The sequence below is a fragment of the Burkholderia sp. Tr-20390 genome, assembly GCF_017104595.1.
In the GTDB taxonomy this organism is placed as follows: Bacteria; Pseudomonadota; Gammaproteobacteria; order Burkholderiales; family Burkholderiaceae; genus Burkholderia.
On the sequence record NZ_JAAGPC010000077.1, the window covers coordinates 20,942 to 40,576 of the forward strand.

Below are 19,635 nucleotides of genomic sequence, written 5' to 3' on the forward strand. Positions count from 1 at the left end.
GGGAATGTCGGCAGGCATGCCAGCGATCGTACCGTGATTCAGGAACGGCTGCCGTCCCGCTGCGCCGCGCTGCGATACGCGCCCGGCGGCACGCCGTACCAGCGCTTGAACGCCTGCGAGAAACTCGACAGGTCGCTGAAGCCGAGCCGCTCGGCCACTTCCGCGAGCGACAGGCGCGCGTCGCCGAGCAGCGTCTCGGCCATCGCGCCACGCGCCTGCGCGAGCAGTGCGCGAAAGGTCGTGCCCTCCTCCTGCAGCCGGCGCTTGAGCGTGCGCGGGCTCGTGTTCATCAGCCGCGCCATGTCCTCGAGCGAGAACGGCGTGGGGCCGGGCGTCGCGCTCAGGTACTGGCGCACCATCTCCGACGTGCCCACGCGCGCACGCCGCGCTTCGAGCAGCTGGCCACACATCTGCTCGCACATCGACACCGTCAGCGGATTCGCGTGCGGCAGCAGCCGGTCGAGAAACGCGCGGTCGAAAGCGAGGCTGTTCGCGCGCGCCGAGAACGCGGGCTCGATGCCGGCGATGCGCGGCACCGGCATGGTCGGCATGCGCGCTGCCTGCACCGTGAAGCGCGACAACGCGAATGTGTCGTCGCCGATTTCCTGCAGCAGCACGGCCGCGGCCGTCATGTCGCGCTCGACGAGAAACCGGCTCAGCGTGCCATCGAGTTCCGGCGCGCCGAAATTGAGCACGCACGAGCCGCCTTCCTCGCGGTACGTGATCACAGTGAACGCATAGGTGAGCGGCAGGAAGCGCAGCGCCAGCGCGAGCGCGTCGCGTGCGGTCGCGCTCGCGATCAGCCCGTAGCCCCACACCCCGTACGCGGAGAAGTGATAGCGCTGGCCGACCTCGAACCCGAGGCCCGGCGCACGCCCGAGCGCGCGCAGCAGGTTGCCGGTCAGCCGCAGTTCCTGCGCGGCCGTCACCTCGACCTTCGGATCGTCGAGCTGCGCGTTGGCGAGCCCTGTGCCGGCCAGCAGCGTCGTGTGCGGCACGCCGCGTTCGTCGCCGAAATCGACCAGCAGCCGGGCGCTGGCCGGACTCCGGGTGAAATCCCAGAAGCTCATGCGGAGAAACCCTCGAAGCGCCGATTTGGCCCAAATACTAAAACAATTGTCCCGAAGCAGCATTGGTGTTTTCCCATGCGGCCAGCACCATCGGCGTCATCCAGTCGTCGTCCGAACGACGCCATCGCCCTCCGGAGGAGACACCATGCGACCGAGTCGCCCGACCGATCCCGCAGCCCGCTTCGCATGCCGGCGCGACGCTTTCGTCGCGTTCCTCGCGTTCGCCGCGTTTGGCCGCGACCCCGCCCCGCCGCTCGCGCCTCGCCGGCCGCACACCGGCCGCCCGTGCACGCTGCCGCGCCCCGCTTGATCCATCGACCTTCAGAGGACCAATCCATGAGCAAGACTTTCGACTACATCGTCGTGGGCGGCGGGTCGGGCGGCAGCGTCGTCGCCGGGCGGCTGACCGAGGACCCGGCCGTGACCGTCTGCGTGCTTGAGGCCGGCGGCCGCGGCGACGGCACGCTCGTCAACGTGCCGACCGGCGCGGTCGCGATGATGCCGACCCGCATCAACAACTGGGCCTTCGACACGGTGCCGCAGCCGGGCCTCGGCGGGCGCATCGGCTACCAGCCGCGCGGCAAGGTGCTGGGCGGCTCGTCGGCCATCAACGCGATGGTCTATATCCGCGGCCATCGCGTCGACTACGACGGCTGGGCCGCGCTCGGCAACGAAGGCTGGAGCTACGACGACGTGCTGCCGTACTTCCGCCTGAGCGAGCACAACGAGCGCTTCGACGATGCGTGGCACGGCCGCGACGGCCCGCTGTGGGTGAGCGACCTGCGCACCGGCAACCCGTTCCATGCGCGCTACCTGGAAGCCGCGCAACAGGCCGGCCTGCCGCTCACCGACGATTTCAACGGCGCGCAGCAGGAAGGCATCGGCCTCTACCAGGTCACGCAGAAGCACGGCGAACGGTGGAGCGCGGCGCGCGCATACCTGCTGCCGCACGTCGGCCGCCGCGACAACCTGCAGGTCGAGACGCACGCGCAGGTGCTGCGCATCCTGTTCGACGGCACGCGCGCGATCGGCGTCGAAGTGCGGCAGCGTGGCGAGGTCCGCACGCTGCGCGCGCGGCGTGAAGTCGTGATGGCGGCCGGCGCGCTGCAAACACCGCAGTTGCTGATGCTGTCGGGTGTCGGCCCGGGCCGCGAACTCCAGCAACAGGGCATCGCCGTGCACGCCGACCTGCCCGGCGTCGGCCGCAACCTGCAGGATCATCCGGATTTCATCTTCGGCTACCGCACGCGCAGCGTCGACACGATGGGCGTGTCCTTGGGCGGCGGCCTGCGCATGCTGCGCGAGCTGGCGCGTTTTCGCCGCGAACGGCGCGGGATGCTGACGTCGAATTTCGCGGAAGGCGGCGGCTTCCTGAAGACGCGCGCCGAGCTCGACGCGCCGGACATCCAGCTGCACTTCGTCGTCGCGCTCGTCGACGATCATGCGCGCAAGCTGCACGCCGGCCACGGGCTGTCGTGCCACGTGTGCCTGCTGCGGCCGCGCAGCCGCGGCTCGGTCACGCTGAACAGCGCCGATCCGCTCGCGGCGCCGCGCATCGATCCCGCATTCTTCGACGATCCGCGCGACCTCGACGACATGGTCGCGGGCTTCCGCCTCACACGACGGCTGATGGAAGCGCCGGCACTCGCCGGCTGGACCACGCGCGACCTGTTCACCGCGAACGTCAACACCGACGACGAAATCCGCGACGTGCTGCGGCGGCGCACCGACACCGTGTATCACCCGGTCGGCACGTGCCGGATGGGGCACGACGCGCTCGCCGTCGTCGATCCGCAACTGCGCGTGCACGGCCTGCAGGGGCTGCGCATCGTCGATGCGTCGGTGATGCCGACCCTCATCGGCGGCAACACCAACGCACCGACGATCATGATCGCCGAGAAGGCCGTCGACCTGATGCGGGGCGTGTGCCGCACATCCGCACAACCGCAACGCGAAACCGTCAGGATGACGACGGATATCGACACGGTTCCTGCCGCGAGTGCCGCGCACGATGCCATCCAGCCCGAGGAAACCCGCCATGTTGTCGCCTGATACTTCTCGCACCGCCGACTCCGCCGCACCGCTTGCGGCGATCATCATCGGCGCCGGCTTCGCCGGCATCGGCATGGCGATCGCGCTGCAACGCGCCGGCATCCAGGACTTCACGATCGTCGAACGCTCGCACGACGTGGGCGGCGTGTGGCGCGACAATTGCTACCCGGGCGCCGCCTGCGACGTGCCCTCGCACCTGTACTCGTTCTCGTTCGAGCCCAATCCGGCGTGGTCGCGCGTGTTCGCGCCGCAGCCTGAAATCCATGCGTACCTGCAGCATTGCGCGCGCAAGTACGGCCTCGCGCACCACCTGCGCTTCGGCGCCGAAGTCGCGCACGCCCGCTACGACGAAGCCGCCGCGCTGTGGCGCGTCACGCTCGCCGACGGCACGGCGCTCAGCGCCGCCGTGCTCGTCAGCGGCACCGGCCAGTTGAGCCGCCCGGCGATGCCCGACCTGCCCGGCATCGACACGTTTCGCGGCCGCGCGTTTCACTCCGCGCACTGGGATCACGACTATTCGCTCGCTGGCAAGCGCGTGGCGGTCGTGGGCACCGGCGCGTCGGCGATCCAGTTCGTCCCGGCGATCGCGGGCGACGTGAAGGAGCTGGTCGTATTCCAGCGTTCGCCGGCCTATGTGATGCCGCGCCCCGACCGCGCGTACCGCCCGTGGGAGAAGGCTCTGTTCCGCCGGTTGCCGTGGGCGATGAAGCTGCATCGCGCATCGATCTACCTGCGCTACGAATCGCGCGCGATCGCGTTCACGCGTCTGCACAAGCTGATGAAGGTCGCGGTCGGCCGGCCGTTCCACACACTGCTCGCACGCGACGTGCCGGACCCCGCGCTGCGTGCGCGGCTCACGCCCGACTACCCGATCGGCTGCAAGCGCATCCTGCTGTCGAGCGACTACCTCGCCGCGATGAGCCGCGACAACGTCGAGCTCGTCACGCAGCGGATCCGGCGCGTCACGGAGGACGGCATCGAGACCGCCGACGGCGTGCACCATCCGGTCGATGCGATCATCTACGGCACCGGGTTCGCGGCGACCGAGTTCCTGTCGCCGATGCGCATCACCGGCCGCGACGGGCTCGACCTGAACGACGCATGGCGGCGCGGCGCGCAGGCGTATCTCGGGCTCACCGTGCCCGGTTTTCCGAACTTCTTCATGCTGTACGGCCCGAACACCAACCTCGGCCACAACTCGATCGTCTATATGCTCGAAAGCCAGATCGCGCACGTGATGCGTTGCCTGCGCACGATGCGGCGCGACGGCGCGCGCGAGATCGACGTCGATGCGCGCCGCTACCGGCGCTTCAACGTGCATGTGCAACAGCGGCTCGAAGGCTCGGTGTGGAACAGCTGCAAGAGCTGGTACGTCGATGCGTCGGGCCACAACAGCACGAACTGGCCGGGCTTCACGCTGACCTACCGGTGGATCACGCGCTTCACCGGGATGGGCGCTTACCGCTTCACGCATCCGTTGCCCGACTCGGCCGCACCGGCGCGCGACGTGGTGGTCGCGCCGCCCGCCGGCCGGCTGGAGGCACTGACCGCCGCATCGCTGCGCGGCTTCCTGCGGGTGGCCTTCCGGCCGCTGATCGGGCCGCCGTTCGGCGCGCGCATGCAACGCCGCTTCGTCGCGCTGCTGTCGCCGCTGATGCCGGGCACGGGCGGCACGCTGCGCTACCGCACGTCCGCGCATCGCGTGCCGGTCGAAGTCGTGGCGCCGAAACGCGGCGACACGGGCGGCGCGATCCTCTATCTGCACGGCGGCGCATTTTGTCTCGGCGGGCCGCATACGCATCGCGGCGTGACGACGCGGCTGGCGAACGAGGCCGCCCTGCCGGTGTGGGTGCCCGATTACCGGCTGGCGCCCGAGCATCCGAGCCCGGCCGCGCTCGACGATGCGCTGGCCGTCTACGACGCGATGCGCGCGCAGGGCCATGCGCCGCACCGGATCGTGATCGCCGGCGATTCGGCGGGCGGTGCGCTGGCGCTGGCACTGGCCATCGCGCTGCGCGAGCGCGGCGAGCCGGCCGCCGCCGCGCTGCTGCTGATCTCGCCGGTGACCGATCCCGCGCTCGGCGGCGCGACGCTGGCTTCGCGCCGTCATGACGATCCGATGATCCGTCGCGGCTGGCTCGAACAAGGGTTGCGCTGGTATCACGGCGCCGGTTCGATTGCCGCCCGCGGCCCGCTCGACACCGACCTGCGCGGCCTGCCGCCGATGCTCGTCCAGGCCGGCGACCAGGAGGTGCTGCTGTCGGATGCGCAGCGGCTTGCCCGTCATGCGCAGGCCTGCGGCGTGCCGTGCCGGCTGGAGGTTCATGCGGCGCGCTGGCATGTGTTTCATCTGCAGGCGTTTTACCTGCGGTCGGCACGGGATGCATTGCGGACGCTGGCGGGGTTTGCCGCGCAACGGGTGGCGATGAAGGCGTGACGACGAAGCAGTCACGCGCCGCGATCGGGGCCGTGGTTCGCGGCCTCCCCGGTCGGGTGCGCGGTGCATGCGCCGTCACCGGACCCGCTTGCCGCGAAGCGACGTCGTCTTGCAAAAACCGGCCGTTTATTTTTTTCCGTCGCATGCGGCCGTCATGATCTCCCGCAAGCCCCGGCGCGCCGCCGGGGTTCCCCACCCTCGCGGAGACATCATGAAAAGAAGGCACACCCTCAACACGCTGGCACTCCTTTGTTGCGTCGGCATCCAGTGCGCGACGTCGGCGTTCGCCGACGAGCCGAAGAAGGTCGCGTTCGTCGACACCGGCAACACCGGGCGCAGCGTGATGGCCGAAGCGATCGCCGGCCAGTTGATCGCGCAGCGCCACGCGCACATCGCGGTGATTTCACGTGCGGTCGACGAAGATCCGTATGACGAAAAGCCCGAAGAAAACGGCGTGATCCTGATGAAGCGCCGCGGCATCGACACGTCCGCGCACCGTTCGGTGCAGTTGAACGCGAACGACATCAAGCATTCCGATGTAATCCTGACGATGACCGACAAACACAAGGAGAAGGTGCTCGCGCTCTATCCGTCGGCCGCCGGCAAGGTGTTCACGCTGGCCGAGTATGCGTCCGGGAAGCACGTCGACGTGCCCGATGCGTGGGGCAAGCCGATCGATTTCTACGAATCGGTCACGGCGCAGCTCGACACGTACATCCCGGCGGCGCTCGACAAGATCGCGACGGCCGCGCCGGCGAAGCCGTAATGTCAGGAGACCTGTCGGCTCGCCAGGCGCGACGCGCCGGCACCGACAGGTTTGCAGCTCGCACACCTCCTCCCCCTCGTTTTGTAACTTATAAGCTACAATTGCGACCAAGGTCGAACTGGACACGGAGGTAAGCATGAAGCAGGTCAAATCTGCGGTATCGCACCACGACGCGGAAGTCGCCGAACTCGGCGCCGACCGCGAACTCGCGGTGGCCTATCTGCGCGTCGCGATGGAGTCGCTCGACGATCCCGACAACCGCGCGGCCGGCCTGCTCGCGCTGCGTACGGTCGCGGAAGCGTACGGCGGGCTCGGCGCCGTCGCGGCCGAAGCCGGCATCAGCCGCGAATCGCTGTATCGCACGCTCTCCCCAAACGGCAACCCGACACTGAAAACCCTGCTCGCGGTGCTCAAGACCGTCGGTCTGCGCCTGTCCGTCGTCCCTGCACAGCCGGTGCACGCATAAGCGGCACACCGCCCGCTCACGGCCGCACCATCCACACCAGCAGCATCTCCGCCGGCGCGTTCGCCATCCCCGCCGGCGGATGCTCGATCGCCGGCTCGACCGACAGCGCCTTCGCCATCGTCGCCGCATCGTCGATCGTCGTCGTGCGCACGATCGTCATCAGTCGCGCCGGCCGGTGCAGCGTCTCGCGATACAGCGCGCCGTACCACAACGGCCGCATGCCGAGCGCGTCCTGCAGCACGTACGGATAACGCCACAGCCGCAGCACGAGGCGGCTTTCCGGCTGCCCCGGATCGACGCGCACGAACACGCGGCGCGTACTTTCGCCGTGCGTGTAGCGCGGCAGCACCGGCAGCGCCTCGGCCGGCGCCTGCGGCAGCAGCCAGCGCAGCGCGGTGGCCGGCGACCACGGTGTCGCGCGCTGCCAGCCGGCCTGCGCGAGATGCCGGTCGAGCGTGTCCGACGTCGCGCTCCATTGCAGCGGCAGATATTCCTCGCGGTCGCCGCCGATCTCGGTGCGCCGCACCGGCACGCGCTGCCACCCGCCGCGCAGCCACTGGTCGACGGTCATCGCGACCACGTCGCCGACATGCGGGCGCGCCGCGCGGTCGAGCTGCCATTGCGCGGGAACCGTCCATACGCCGGCCGTCGCGAGCACCACCGTCACCGCGACGAGCGCGCCCCTCGGCTGCACGTGCTCGCGCACGCGCCAGTACGCATAGGCGCCGGCCAGCAACGCGAACCAGGCGAGCCCGAGACTCCAGCCGCCCAGCAGGCCCGACAGCCACGTGTCGCCCACATACAGCCGCGCGAAGCCGCCGAGCACGATCCACAACACCACCGCCGTCACGACCGGAATCCGCCACCGCGCGGGCCGGTCGCGCGCGAGCACCCAGCCGAGGCCGCTGCTCGCGAGAATCGCGAACGCCGCTTCGGCATCGGGCAGCGGCACGTGCGGCGCACCGGGCGGCAAGCTCGCGGGCGTCGCGCCGGGTATGCCCGCGCCGAACACCGGCCCGAGCACGACGGCGACGCCGACCGTCACGAGCCACCACGCGGCCGTCAGCCAGCAGCGATGGATCATCAGCCAGACGAGAAACGCGGCCGCGACGATCAGCCCCGTATCGTGCCCGTGCAGCACGGCAAGCGCGCGCATCGTGGCGTCCACCGGCGGCGTGCGCAGGTTCTGCAGGAACGCATACAGCGCGATGTCCGCGTGCATCAGCGGATCGTTCGCGACGACATCCTGCACGAGGCCCGCGAACAGCCACACGCAGCCGATGAACAGCAGCGCGAGCACGGGCACCGCGCCGGGCAGGCCGCGCACATACGCGATCGCGTCGTGCAGCCGCGCACCGAAGCGCGGCCAGCGGCGTGCGCAGGCGTGCAAGCCGTCAACGAGCGCACGGCGCAACAGCGGCCAGCCGCGCCGCAACGCGACGCGCACGCCGATCCACACGAGCGCGACGAGCGCCGCGACCACCAGCAGGATCACGGCGACCCGCACGCTGATCGCCGCAGCCAGCGCGGCCGACGCGCCGAACAGGATGCCCGGCGCGACGTGCACGGGCGCCCAGATGAGCGCCGAGACGACGTTGACCGGATAGAACGACCGGCGCGGCAGCGTCGCGCAGCCGACCACGACCGGCACGACCGCGCGCACCGGCGCAAGAAAACGCGCAAGCACGATGCTCTTCATGCCATGGCGCAGCACGAACTCCTCGCCGCGCGCGAAGGCGGCCGCATAGCCGAAGCGCGCCCATGCGTTGCGGATCACGCCGCGGTAGTGCCGCCCGAGTTCATAGCTGATCCCGTCGCCGATCACGGCGCCGACCGCCGCGATACCGATGGTCGTCCAGGCGTCGAGCGCGCCCGCGCCGATCAGCGCACCGGCCGCGAACATCACGGCGCCGGCCGGCACGACCGTGCCGATCAGCGCGATCGCCTCGGCGCAGGCCGCCATGAACACGATCGCAAGCACGAGCAGCGGATGTGCGCCGATCGCGCTGATCCATGCGTGGATCGTATCGCTCATCGCACGCGCCTCGGCGGGGCGACCCGGTGTGCGGACACCGGGCCGGTGATGGCATGGGGAATGTTCATCGGGCGGTGCGCGCGGTCGCGCCGGCGGGGCGGGTCAATCGAACTCGTGCTGCCGCGCGTCGGCCTCGAGCGGCGCGTCGTGGTAGCCGACCGTCGCGATCTCCTGCAGATAGCGCGCGAGAAACGCGCCGATCGAGCCGGCAGCCTCGTACTGATGCACGTGGCGCAACTCGTGGGTCAGCAGGCGGCGCGTGTCCTGCCCGCGCAGCACGTACACCGCATGGCCAAGCGTGAGCCCGATCGTCCCCGGCGCCAGGAGCCCCGAGTCGCGGGCGATCGCGGCCAGCGACGGCACCTCGGGGAACGGCATGCGGTCGACGATCACCACGCGGACCCGCTCGGGCTGCGCGACGCCCACCGTGCGCGCGTCGTCGGCCTGCTCGGGCGTCAGCGGCGCCCCCTGCGCGATCCCGCGCGCCGCCTCGGCTTCCGCCCATGCAACGGCAGCGGGCAGTGCGGACGGCAGGATATCGGCAAGATCGATCATCGCGGGGCTCCTCGGGGGGTTGTAGTGGCATCGGGCACCAGTTTAGTCCCGAATCGGAACGGTTCGCGGGGTAGCGCGCGACACGACGGGCCGCCTCTTCACCGTCTCAATAATAATCAGGGAATACCCTGATTTCCGCCGGCTCCGCCGCCTGCCTTTTCCCTGGGATTGTTTCGTTTCAGTACACATTCCACGTTCGGCTATCTCGAAAATTTCCCGGATGTGTACCGTTTTCGGATTCGGCGGAATATATTGATCAGAAGAACAGCCGCGGCGACACCCGGACAGCAGGGCGCGGCGTCATCCCGAAGAGGATCGCTAGATGATCAGGGTAATTCTGGCTGACGATCACGCAGTCATGCGGGACGGACTGCGTTACATCCTGGAAACGGCCGGCGGTTTCGAAATCGTCGGCGAGGCGAGCGACGGCTCGGCCACGCTTGCGCTGGTCGAGCGCGGCGCCGCCGACGTGCTGCTGCTCGACCTGTCGATGCCCGCGCCGACCGGCATCGAGCTGATCCGGCTGGTGAAACGCCACGCGCCGTCGCTGCGCACGCTGGTGCTGACGATGCATGCGGAGGCGCAGTACGCGGCGCGGGCGTTCAAGGCCGGCGCAACCGGCTACCTGACGAAGGACAGCGCGACCGCCGAGCTCGTCGAGGCGGTCGGCAAGGTGGCCGCGGGCGGCGTCTACGTGAGCCCGTCGGCGGCCGAGAGCCTCGCGCTCACGCTGCGCACGCCGGCCGCCGCGCTGCCGCACGAACGGCTGTCCGCGCGCGAGTTCGACGTGATGCGCCGCATCGTCGCCGGCCAGACCGTCACGCAGATCGCGACCGAACTCGCGCTCAGCGCAAAGACGGTCAGCACTTACAAGACCCGGATCCTCGAGAAGATGGAGCTGCCGCACGAAGCCGCGCTGGTCCGCTACGCGGTGCGCCACGAACTCGACCCCGGCGGCGACGCATGACCGCCGCCTTCCGCTTCCCGCCCTCATCCCCGCCCCCGCCCGCGGACGACGACGAACCGGACGCGTCGCGCCTGTTCATGTCGTCGCTGCCGCCGGGCCGGCGCGAACGGCGGTTCGCACTCGCGACCGTCCTCATCTCCGCCGTGATCTTCGCCGCGCTTGCACCGTTCGCGGGCAGGCCGCTTGCGCCGGGCTGGGCGTTCATCCCCGTGTACCAGTCGGCAATCGTCGTCAACGACATGGTGACCGCCGGCCTGCTGCTCGGCCAGTACGCGATCCTGCGCCAGCGGCCGCTGCTCGTGCTCGCGGGCGGCTACCTGTTCACGGGTTTCATGGCCGGCACCCACATGCTGACCTTTCCCGGGCTGTTCGCACCGACCGGCCTGCTCGGCGGCGGCGACCAGACCACCGCCTGGCTGTACCTGTTCTGGCACGGTGGCTTTCCGCTGGCGGTCGCCGCGTACGCGCTGCTGCGCGCGAAGTCGCGTGCGCCGGGGCCGATCCCGGCCCCGCAGCGCCGCGCGGCGATTCCGATCGTGCTGTGCATCGCGGCCGCGATCGGCGCGACCGTCGCGCTCGCGCTGCTCGCGACGGCCGGCCACGACCTGCTGCCGCGCATCATGAACGGCAACCGGATGGCCGCGACGATGACGAACGCGATCACGATCGTCTGGGGGCTGAACCTGGTCGCACTGATGCTGATGTGGCGGCGGCGGCGGCGCCATTCCGTGCTCGACCTGTGGGTGATGACGGTGCTCGTCGCGTGGCTGTTCGACATCGCGCTGTCGTCGATGCTGAATCACGGGCGCTACGACCTCGGCTTCTACGCCGGGCGCGCGTACGGCCTCGTCGCGTCCGGCGTCGTGCTGTTCGCGATGCTGTTCGAGAACGGCCGGCTGCATGCGCAGACGGTGCGCGCGCTGGCCGGCGCGCGCTACCAGCATCTGCTCGTCGTGCAGAAGAGCGCGCAGCTGAACGACGCGAACGAACGGCTCGAACAACGCGTCGCCGCGCGCACCGCGCAACTGAGCGCGTCGAACCGCGACCTGCGGCGCGAAGTCGAGGACCGCGTGCGTGCCGAGCGGGCGTTGCAGGCGTCGCGCGAGGAGCTGCGCGAGATCGCCGCGATCAGCGCGAGCGCACGCGAAGCCGAGCAGCGCCGCATCGCACGCGAGCTGCACGACGAACTCGCGCAGACGCTCGCGACGCTGAAGAACGATCTCGAATGGCTGATCGACCGCGTGCCGCAGGACGATGCGCAGCTGGCGCGCAAGATCGCGGCGATGCACGCGCTGGCGCGCGGCGCGGTGGCCGCGACGCGCCGCATCGCGTCGGACCTGCGCCCGCTGATGCTCGACGATCTCGGCTTCGCCGCGGCGATGCAGTGGCTCGTGGAGGATTTCCGGCACCGGCACGGCATCGAGTGCACGCTGCATGTCGAGCCGCCCGAGCTGCAGCTCGACGAGCCTTACGCGACGGCGGTGTTCCGCATCGCGCAGGAAGCGCTCGCGAACGTCGCGCGGCACGCGGCCGCGTCGCATGCGACAGTCGAACTCGTGCATGCGAACCATGCGATCGAGCTGACGATTCGCGACGACGGCGCGGGGTTCGATCCCGGCGTGCCGCGCAAGTCGGGATCGTTCGGGCTGGTCGGGTTACGCGAGCGCGCGTATCTCGTCGGCGGCACGCTGCGGATCGCGACGACGCTCGGCGAAGGGACGACGGTCGAGGTGGAGATTCCGCTGGCGCCTGCGCAAGTGACGGTCGCGCATGGTGGGGTTGGGGGCGCGCGCGGGTAGATGAACCCCGCGCGCCGCGCGCGGTGACAGCATCGGCGTAACGCTACAATCCCTGGCCATCACCGTCCCTCGTCCTTGCGCGCTGATGCGCCAGCCGATCGCATTCCGCCTATTCACGATGAAATCCATCCTGAGCTATCCGCTCTTCTTTCTCGCCGCCCTGGCCGGCTGGCTGGCCGTATCGCTGCTGTGCTGGCCCGTCCTGCTCGCCCTTCAGGCCCTGACGACGGCCGTGTTCATCCCGCATCCGGCCGGCAGCTACATCGGGCTCGGGTTCGTGTCGACCGCGCGGTTCCTGGATTTTCCGTCGACCTTCGTCGGCGCCTACTCGGTGCCGTTCATGAACGTGCCGCTCGGGTTCATCGCGATCGCCTGGTGGTTCGGCACGGTGCTCATCGTGCAACCCACCTACGCGCGCTACCGCGTCATGGTGCGCGGCCGCCCGTCGGCACGGGCCGTCCTGTGGCGCGGCGCCCGCTCGTGGCTGATCTTCACGGCGGTGCTCCTCGTCATCGCAACGCCCTTCCTGCGGCGTTACGAGATCGTCACACCCGATCACCTCTACGTCCGACACCTGTTCGACTGGCACGAGCGCGCGTATCCGCTCGCGTCGCTGAAGGAGATCCACGTGGACGATCCCGGTACCAGCCGCGGCATCGTCACGTGGGACTTCATTTTCGACGGCGACAACCGCTTCACGACGACCGCCCCCGACATCCACGCGCTCAAATACCTGCTGTCGAACACGCACGCTACAGCCAACTTCACGTTCGTCGGGAACGAGTTGATGAAGCGATAACGCCGCGCACCCTCACGCGCGCGCCGCCACCATCCCCCGCTCCGAGCGCGTCCACGCGACCAGCGCGCCGATCCCGAGCAGTGCGAGACACACGATCGGCACGATCATCGGGCCGAACGCGGTGCCGGTCACCTTGCCGGCAAACGGCATCAGGTTCTGGCTGAAAAAGCCGCCGAGGTTGCCGATCGAGTTGATCGCCGCGACGCTCGCCGCCGCCCGCGCGCCGGTGAAGTAGCGCGGCGGCATCGACCAGAAGCACGGATACAGCAGCGGGATGCATGCGCCACCGAGCACCAGCGCGATGAAGCGCAGCGGCGTCGACGGCAGCACGAGGCTCAGCAGGAAGCCGAGCGCACCGAGCGCCGCGACGATCGCGATCGTGCGCAGGATGCTCTTCGCGCGGCGCAGCTTCGCCGGCAGCCACAACAGCAGCAGCACCGCGAGCGCCCACGGCAGCATGCTCAGGAAGCCGTTCATGCTGCTCGACACGCCGAACGATTTCACGAGCGTCGGCAGCCAGTACGTCACGCCGTACAGCGACGTCGACATCAGCATGTAGGTCGCCGCGAACAGCATCACGCGCGGATCGAGCAGCGCCTTCCACGGCTGCCCATGCTCGGCCTTCGCGGGCTTCTCGCGTTCGAGCGCGGCCTCGACGATCTGCTTCTCGCGGTCGTCGAGGAAACGTGCGTCGCGCACCGACGCGGGCAGCACGCGGAACACGACGACCGCGACGATCACCGCCGGGATGCCCGTCGCCACGAACACCCACTGCCAGCCCGCGAGCCCCCATACGCCGTTCAGGCTCAGCAGCACGCCGCCGACCAGCGAGCCGAGCATGTTCGCGAGCGCGCTGCCGAGCGTGAAGATGCCGAGCACCTTCGCGCGGTAGCTCTGCGGGAACCACAGCGTCAGGTAGTAGATCACGCCCGGATAGAAACCGGCCTCGGCGATGCCGAGCACGAAGCGCAGCCCGCAGAACGCGGGCATCGACGTCGTGAAGCCCATCAGCACGGTGATGAGCCCCCACGTCAGCATGATCCGCGCGAGCCACACGCGTGCGCCGTAGCGATGCAGCGCGAGCGTGCTCGGCACCTCGAACAGCAGGTAGCCGATGAAGAACAGCGACGACGCGAGCCCGAACGCGGCTTCCGTCATCCCGAGGCTGTGCACCATCTGCAGCTTCGCGAAGCCGACGTTCTGCCGGTCGATGAACGCGATCAGGAACATCACGACGAGGATGGGCAGCAGGCGCCGCGCCATCTTCGACATGATGCGCTGCTCTTCGGCGGACGCGGGGTCCAGGGTTTCGGTGGCGTTCACTTGAGGCTCCTTGCGTGAATCGGTTGCATAGCGGTTGAATCGGCGCTGCGCGCGACAATCGCGCGAGCGCGGGGCATGTCGATGAAAGTGCGCGGCGGCATCAACCCGATCGATAGTCGTCGAGCATCGGCGCGAACATCTCGTGCCACGCCCGCGGCTTCGCCTTGATCGTGCCGGCGAGGTACAGGAATTCGACGTAGTCCATCAGCTGGTTCGGCAGCACCGAGAAGCGCGTGTCGGGCGCGGCGAGCATCCGCATCCCGTCGTCGTGCGACACGCCGACGCCCGACGACGCCGCATAGAGCGCGGCCGCCGCGCGCGGGTCCTGCGCGATCAGGCGGTTCGCTTCGTCGAGCGCGCCGAGAAACGCGCTGGCCAGCGCGGGCTCCGTGTCGACGAGCCGCTTCGGTGCGAACACGACGTCGAGCGTCAGCGGGCCGAGCACGTCGACCGAATTCACGACGCGGTGGATGCCCGGCTGCCGCAGCTCGAGCGTCGAGAACGGCGGCGACGTGAAGTGCGCGGTGACGCCGTTCTCGCGGCGAATCAGCGCCTGCATCGCCTGCGGATGCGGCAGGTTCACGGTGATCGAATCGAGCTGCGCGAAATGCTTCGAGCCGAGCTGCCGGCTCGCGACCATCTGCAGCACCACCGCCGACAGCGACGTGCGGATGCCCGGCACCGCGATCCGGTCGACCGGCGTGAAGTCGCGCAGCGACGCGAGCCCCGGCCGGTTCGCGTTCAGCGACAGCGACGTGGTCGACAGCCCGCTGATGCCGATCACCTCGACGTTCGGAATGCCGCGCGCCCGCGCCCACAGCTCGATGAAACCCGGCGCGCCGGCCCCGGCGAAATCGAGCGTGCCGGCCATCATCGCGTCGTTGACGGAATTGCCGCCGTCGAGCAGCACCCAGTCGACCGCGACGTCGCGCACACCGTGGCGCGCCGCGTGCCGCTCGAACAGCCGCTGCTTCTCCATCACGAGCAGCGGCAGGTACAGCACGCCATAACCTTTGGAAATCCGCACCGCGCGCGGCTTCGCACGCACGAGCGCAGGCACGGCGAGCACGCCGATGCCGGCGGCGATCAAGGCGCGGCGGCGCGGCGAGGTCGTCATGCGCCGGCCTTCCCTGCACGCGCGGCACGAGCGGCAAACGCCAGGCGGCTGGGGCCCGCGTCGCCGCACCGGCGAGCGCAGGCCGGCGACGCGCTGCACCGCGCGTTCGTCGCACCCGTTTGCTGCTGCATGTTGCCGTCTCCTGTGGTTCTGGTATTAATGGCCGTCCTTGCATCGTCCGGCTCTACACAGGTTATCGACCGAGTCTGAGAAAATGCTGACATCCCGGCCCCGGGAAAACCCCTAACCCACCCACCTGCGAAACGGCACCATGCGCATTCTCGTCGTGGAGGACGATGCCGAAATCGGCGCGGCGATCCGCAGCCGCCTGACGCGGCTCGGCCATGCCGTCGATCTCGAAACCGACGGCGCGACCGCGCACGGGCTGCTGCGCGTCGAGCGCTTCGACCTCGTCGTGCTCGACGCGAACCTGCCCGGCATGGACGGCTTCACGGTGCTGCGCCACCTGCGCGCATCGGGCAGCACGACGCCCGTGCTGCTCGTCACCGCGCGCTCGGCGATCGACGACCGCGTAAGCGGCCTCGGCCTCGGCGCCGACGACTACCTGGTGAAGCCGTTCGACTACCGCGAGCTCGATGCGCGCGTGCAGGCGCTCTTGCGCCGCAACAGCGGCCACGCGAACGACGTGCTGACGCTCGGCGGCCTCGTGATCGACCGCAGCAGCCGTCTCGCGGAACTCGACGGCCAGCCGCTGTCGCTGTCGCGCCAGGAATTCGCGCTGCTCGAGATCCTTGCCAGCCGCCCGCAGCGGATCTTTTCGAAGGACGAACTGCTGAACCAGCTGTTCAGCTTCGGCAACGAGCCGACCACGAACGCGGTCGAGCAATACGTGACCCGCGTGCGCAAGAAGCTGCAGGGCAGCTCGGTCGAAATCCGCACCGCACGCGGGATGGGGTATCAGATTGCGGCGCACTGACTGGTTCCCGAAGACGCTGTTCGGGCGCACGCTGCTCTTCATCGCGCTCGTCGTCGCGACCGGCGCGCTCGCGCTCGCGGCGATCGCACGCTACTACGCGGGCGTCGCGGCCGAACGCGCGTACGACCAGTTGCTTGCGGGCGCATCGATCCAGGTCGCGGAAAACCTCTACGTGCAGGGCGGCGTGCTCGCGCTGAATCCGCCGGTGGCCGCGCTGTCGACGCTGTCGCGCTACGACCTCGTCTACTACAAGGTGGTCGATTCGCGCGGCATCGTCGTGGCCGGCTACAACGATCTCGCGAGCCCCGCGACGCTCGCCGCCGCGAAGCAGGGCCCCGCGTTCGCGAACGGCCTGTACCAGGGGCACCGGATCCGCACTGCGACCATCGCGCGCTACATGCCCGAGGAGAGCACGCCGGGCTGGGCGCTCGTGACGGTTGCGCAAACCACCAATGCGCGCCAGCAGCTCACGAACGACATGAGTTTCAAGGTGTGGACGCTGATCCTGCTGATGAGCGTGCTCGCGATCGGCGCGAGCGGCCTCGCGATCCGGCGCGGCCTGCGTCCGCTCGCGCAGATCGGCACGATCATCGCCGCGCGCGACCCGGCCGACCTGCGGCCAGTGGCCGTCGACACGCCGAGCGAGATCGACGCGATCATCGGGTCGATCAATGGGCTGATGCACCGCCTCGCCGAGCGGATCAACGCGATGCAGCGCTTCATCGCCGATGCCGCGCACCAGATGCGCACGCCGCTCGCGCGGCTCGACGCGCAGATCGAGCTGCTCGACGGCGAATCCGATCCCGCTCGTCACGCAGCGCGGCTCGATGCGCTGCGTGCGACCTCGTCGGACGTCGGCCGGCTCACCGGCCAGCTCCTCAATCATGCGATGGTGATCCATCGCACCGAGGCCGTGCCGCCGCAACCCGTCGAACTCGTCGCGCTCGCGAAGGACGTGCTCGGCCGCGCGATTCCGCTCGCGGGCGAGCGCGATGTCGCCGTCGCGTTCGCGAGCGACGCGCCGCTCGCGTGGATCGACGGCGATGCGATCAGCCTGCAGGAAGCGCTGTCGAACGTGCTGCACAACGCGCTGCTGCACGGTCACGCGGACGACATCGTCGTGTCGGTCGCGACGCAGGGCAACGCCGGCGATACTGTGACGCTGACCGTCACCGACAACGGTCGCGGGATTCCGCGCGAGCACTGGGACGCCGCGCTGCAGCCGTTCGTGCGGATCGCGCCGGACGGCAGCGAGCGGCGCACGGGGTCGGGCCTCGGGCTTGCGATCGTGCAGGAAGTGATGAAGGCGCACGGCGGGCGCGTCGGGTTTGCGTTTCCCGAGGCGGGCGGGTTTGCGGTAGTGCTGACGTTTCCGCGCGCGGCGGGGAGCGGCGAGGAGGAGGCATGAACCGACGGACCCGGGCCGGTTCATGCACATGCGAGGCAGGCGCTCAATCGTCGCTGTCGTCATCGAAGCGGTTGCGCTCCGCATGCCGCGCGACCAGCCGGTCCAGCTCGTCATACTGACGATCGCAGAATAGCCGGCACAACGTATCGACATCCGCGCGCGTGTCGACGTCGATCGTATCGACATGCTGCTCCAGCTTGCCCTTGCCGATCCCGAACAGCCCCTTTTTCATCCTCATCGAGACGGCATTCAGCTGGAAGCCGTCCGCATGCGCATCGCGCAGCGCGGTCACCCACAACTCCCGCTGATCGTCGACATGCTGCAGCACGAGGGCCGGCAACGGGCCGTCCTGCTTGTCGTCCCATTCGGCATGCTGCGCCGCCCACGGGAACGCGTCGAACGCCTGCGTGAACGACGGATAATCCGTCGCGCCCTGCGGATCCAGTTGTTCGAATGCGTAGCCGACTTTCTGAACGGAATAGGTCAACATGGTGCGGCGCTCCCGGTGGCGGTGATGGCGACTGAGCGTCAATCTACCTGACAATCCGGCGTCTATCACCGTTTTTTGCCCCGCCGCCCCGCCCGCTACGCCGCCACCGCCTCCCCGCCGAGATACGCATCGCGCACACGCTCGTCGTCGAGCAGCGTCTTCGCGGGCCCTTCGAGCACGACGCGTCCCGTCTGCAGCACGTATCCGTAATGCGCGATCTCCAGCGCGAGGCTCGCGTTCTGTTCGACCATGAACACGGTCACGCCCTGCCGGTTGATCGCGTCGATCAGCTCGAGCACCTTGTCGACATAGAGCGGCGACAGCCCCATCGTCGGCTCGTCCATGCAGATCAGCTTCGGCCGCGCCATCAGCGCCCGCGCCATCGCGAGCATCTGCTGCTCGCCGCCCGACAGCGTGCCCGCGCGCTGCGTCAGCCGTTCGCGCACACGCGGAAACAGGTCGAGCACGCGCTCGTAGTCCTCCGCCACCGCAGCACGGTCGCCACGCGTGTACGCGCCCATCAGCAGGTTCTCGCGCACGCTCATGTCGCCGAACAGCCGCCGCGCCTCGGGCACGGCTGCGATCCCGCGCCGCACGCGCTGCGGCGTGGCGAGCGCCGTCACGTCGTCGCCGTCGAAGCGCACGACGCCGCGGCGCGGCCGCATCAGCCCGAGGATCAGCTTCATCGTCGTCGACTTGCCGCTCGCGTTGCCGCCGAGCAGGCTGACGATCTGCCCGCGGCCCACTTCGAAGTTCACGTCGAAATGCACCTGCACCGGCCCGTAGAACGTGTCCAGGTGTTCGAGTTTCAGCAGCGCATCGGTCATGGTCGTGTCGGGTCCGGAAGAAAGTGCCGTCATGCGGCCGCCTGTGCCGTGCGGTCGGCCGGCGCGCCGCCCGCATGCCGGCGGCCGAGGTACGCCTCGATCACGCGTGGATCGTGCCGCACGTCGCGCGGCGCGCCTTCGGCGATCTTCACGCCGTTGTCGAGCACCATCACGCGGTCGGACACGCGCATCACGAGTTCGAGCTTGTGCTCGATCAGCAGGATCGTCAGGCCGCGCGCCTTCAGCGACTGGATCAGCTGCAGCATCTCGGCCGTCTCCGTCTCGTTCATCCCGGCGGTCGGCTCGTCGAGCAGCAGCAGGCGCGGGTGCAGCGCAAGCGCGCGGCCGATCTCCACGCGCCGCCGGTTCGCATACGACAGGCTGTGCGCCGGATGATCGATGCGCGGCGTCAGCCGCTCGCCGAACCCGGCGACGATCGCGCGCGCCTCGTCGCGCAGCGCGGCTTCCTCGCGCCGCAAGATCGGAAGAGCGGCGTGTAGGGAAAGGGTGTATGGCATGGTGTCGATGGAGGGGGGTGGCGGGGGGGTAGAAAAAAGAAGGAGGCGCGTGTACAGGAGGAGGTGGCA

The 19,635-nt window shown here is 69.4% G+C and carries 16 protein-coding genes and 1 pseudogene; 9 read left to right on the plus strand and 8 right to left on the minus strand.

Annotation, left to right across the window (positions count from 1 at the left end; translation table 11 throughout):
- Window positions 1-38 precede the first annotated feature (38 nt).
- Window positions 39-1,070: an AraC family transcriptional regulator gene (locus tag G3N98_RS21225; protein WP_206149146.1), complete on the minus strand. Its 1,032-nt coding sequence runs from the start codon at window positions 1,068-1,070 to the stop codon at window positions 39-41.
- Window positions 1,071-1,406: 336 nt separating this feature from the next.
- Between G3N98_RS21225 and G3N98_RS21230 the strand changes: the two genes are divergently transcribed.
- The 4 genes from G3N98_RS21230 to G3N98_RS21245 all read left to right on the plus strand — a co-directional run bounded on the left by G3N98_RS21230 (window position 1,407) and on the right by G3N98_RS21245 (window position 6,791).
- Window positions 1,407-3,122 (plus strand): choline dehydrogenase, encoded by a 1,716-nt coding sequence (locus G3N98_RS21230; RefSeq protein ID WP_206149147.1) that lies wholly within the window; start codon window positions 1,407-1,409, stop codon window positions 3,120-3,122.
- Window positions 3,109-5,559, plus strand: coding sequence for an alpha/beta hydrolase fold domain-containing protein (locus G3N98_RS21235; protein WP_206149148.1), 2,451 nt, complete (start codon window positions 3,109-3,111; stop codon window positions 5,557-5,559). Before G3N98_RS21230 ends, G3N98_RS21235 begins: the two co-directional genes overlap by 14 nt.
- A 211-nt stretch (window positions 5,560-5,770) precedes the next feature.
- The gene (locus tag G3N98_RS21240) at window positions 5,771-6,325 is read left to right on the plus strand and encodes a protein tyrosine phosphatase (protein ID WP_206149149.1); all 555 of its coding nucleotides are present in this window, start codon (window positions 5,771-5,773) and stop codon (window positions 6,323-6,325) included.
- A gap of 136 nt (window positions 6,326-6,461) precedes the next feature.
- Window positions 6,462-6,791, plus strand: a complete 330-nt coding sequence (locus G3N98_RS21245; protein WP_206149150.1) for a transcriptional regulator — start codon at window positions 6,462-6,464, stop codon at window positions 6,789-6,791.
- A gap of 16 nt (window positions 6,792-6,807) precedes the next feature.
- Here the strand turns inward: G3N98_RS21245 and G3N98_RS21250 are convergent, their stop codons facing one another.
- On the minus strand, window positions 6,808-8,826 hold the full coding sequence (locus tag G3N98_RS21250) for an LssY C-terminal domain-containing protein (protein WP_206149151.1): 2,019 nt from the start codon (window positions 8,824-8,826) through the stop codon (window positions 6,808-6,810).
- Window positions 8,827-8,928: 102 nt separating this feature from the next.
- The gene (locus tag G3N98_RS21255; protein WP_175237991.1) at window positions 8,929-9,381 is read right to left on the minus strand and encodes a hypothetical protein; all 453 of its coding nucleotides are present in this window, start codon (window positions 9,379-9,381) and stop codon (window positions 8,929-8,931) included.
- 322 nt (window positions 9,382-9,703) lie between these two features.
- Between G3N98_RS21255 and G3N98_RS21260 the strand changes: the two genes are divergently transcribed.
- From G3N98_RS21260 to G3N98_RS21270, 3 genes are all read left to right on the plus strand, one after another.
- Window positions 9,704-10,348 (plus strand): response regulator transcription factor, encoded by a 645-nt coding sequence (locus tag G3N98_RS21260; RefSeq protein ID WP_089474229.1) that lies wholly within the window; start codon window positions 9,704-9,706, stop codon window positions 10,346-10,348.
- Complete coding sequence (locus G3N98_RS21265) at window positions 10,345-12,147, plus strand: sensor histidine kinase (protein ID WP_206149152.1); 1,803 nt, start codon at window positions 10,345-10,347, stop codon at window positions 12,145-12,147. Before G3N98_RS21260 ends, G3N98_RS21265 begins: the two co-directional genes overlap by 4 nt.
- A gap of 118 nt (window positions 12,148-12,265) precedes the next feature.
- Window positions 12,266-12,946, plus strand: a complete 681-nt coding sequence (locus G3N98_RS21270; protein WP_144030291.1) for a hypothetical protein — start codon at window positions 12,266-12,268, stop codon at window positions 12,944-12,946.
- Window positions 12,947-12,958: 12 nt separating this feature from the next.
- Here G3N98_RS21270 and G3N98_RS21275 read toward each other — a convergent pair whose 3' ends face one another.
- Both G3N98_RS21275 and G3N98_RS21280 read right to left on the minus strand, forming a co-directional pair.
- Window positions 12,959-14,269 carry an MFS transporter gene (locus G3N98_RS21275; RefSeq protein WP_089432194.1) on the minus strand — a complete coding sequence of 437 codons (1,311 nt, stop codon included), beginning with the start codon at window positions 14,267-14,269 and terminating at the stop codon, window positions 12,959-12,961.
- A 100-nt stretch (window positions 14,270-14,369) separates the two neighbouring features.
- A complete protein-coding gene (locus G3N98_RS21280) occupies window positions 14,370-15,386 on the minus strand; it encodes an ABC transporter substrate-binding protein (RefSeq protein WP_206149153.1) in 1,017 nt (338 codons plus the stop codon).
- Window positions 15,387-15,657: 271 nt separating this feature from the next.
- Here G3N98_RS21280 and G3N98_RS21285 point away from each other — a divergent pair, with 271 nt between their 5' ends.
- On the plus strand, window positions 15,658-16,323 hold the full coding sequence (locus G3N98_RS21285) for a response regulator transcription factor (protein ID WP_206149154.1): 666 nt from the start codon (window positions 15,658-15,660) through the stop codon (window positions 16,321-16,323).
- On the plus strand, window positions 16,310-17,731 hold the full coding sequence (locus G3N98_RS21290) for a sensor histidine kinase (protein WP_206149155.1): 1,422 nt from the start codon (window positions 16,310-16,312) through the stop codon (window positions 17,729-17,731). The genes G3N98_RS21285 and G3N98_RS21290 overlap by 14 nt, the downstream gene beginning before the upstream one ends.
- 43 nt (window positions 17,732-17,774) lie before the next feature.
- On the opposite strand, the gene G3N98_RS21295 is transcribed toward G3N98_RS21290, so the two are convergent.
- The 3 genes and pseudogenes from G3N98_RS21295 to G3N98_RS21305 form a co-directional block, all read right to left on the minus strand.
- Window positions 17,775-18,221, minus strand: coding sequence for a hypothetical protein (locus G3N98_RS21295; protein ID WP_206149156.1), 447 nt, complete (start codon window positions 18,219-18,221; stop codon window positions 17,775-17,777).
- A 95-nt stretch (window positions 18,222-18,316) separates the two neighbouring features.
- A complete protein-coding gene (locus tag G3N98_RS21300; protein WP_089474222.1) occupies window positions 18,317-19,081 on the minus strand; it encodes an ABC transporter ATP-binding protein in 765 nt (254 codons plus the stop codon).
- Window positions 19,078-19,527: pseudogene (locus G3N98_RS21305) on the minus strand (ATP-binding cassette domain-containing protein); the annotation flags it as partial. The gene G3N98_RS21300 and the pseudogene G3N98_RS21305, both read right to left, overlap by 4 nt.
- Between the last annotated feature and the right edge of the window lie 108 nt (window positions 19,528-19,635).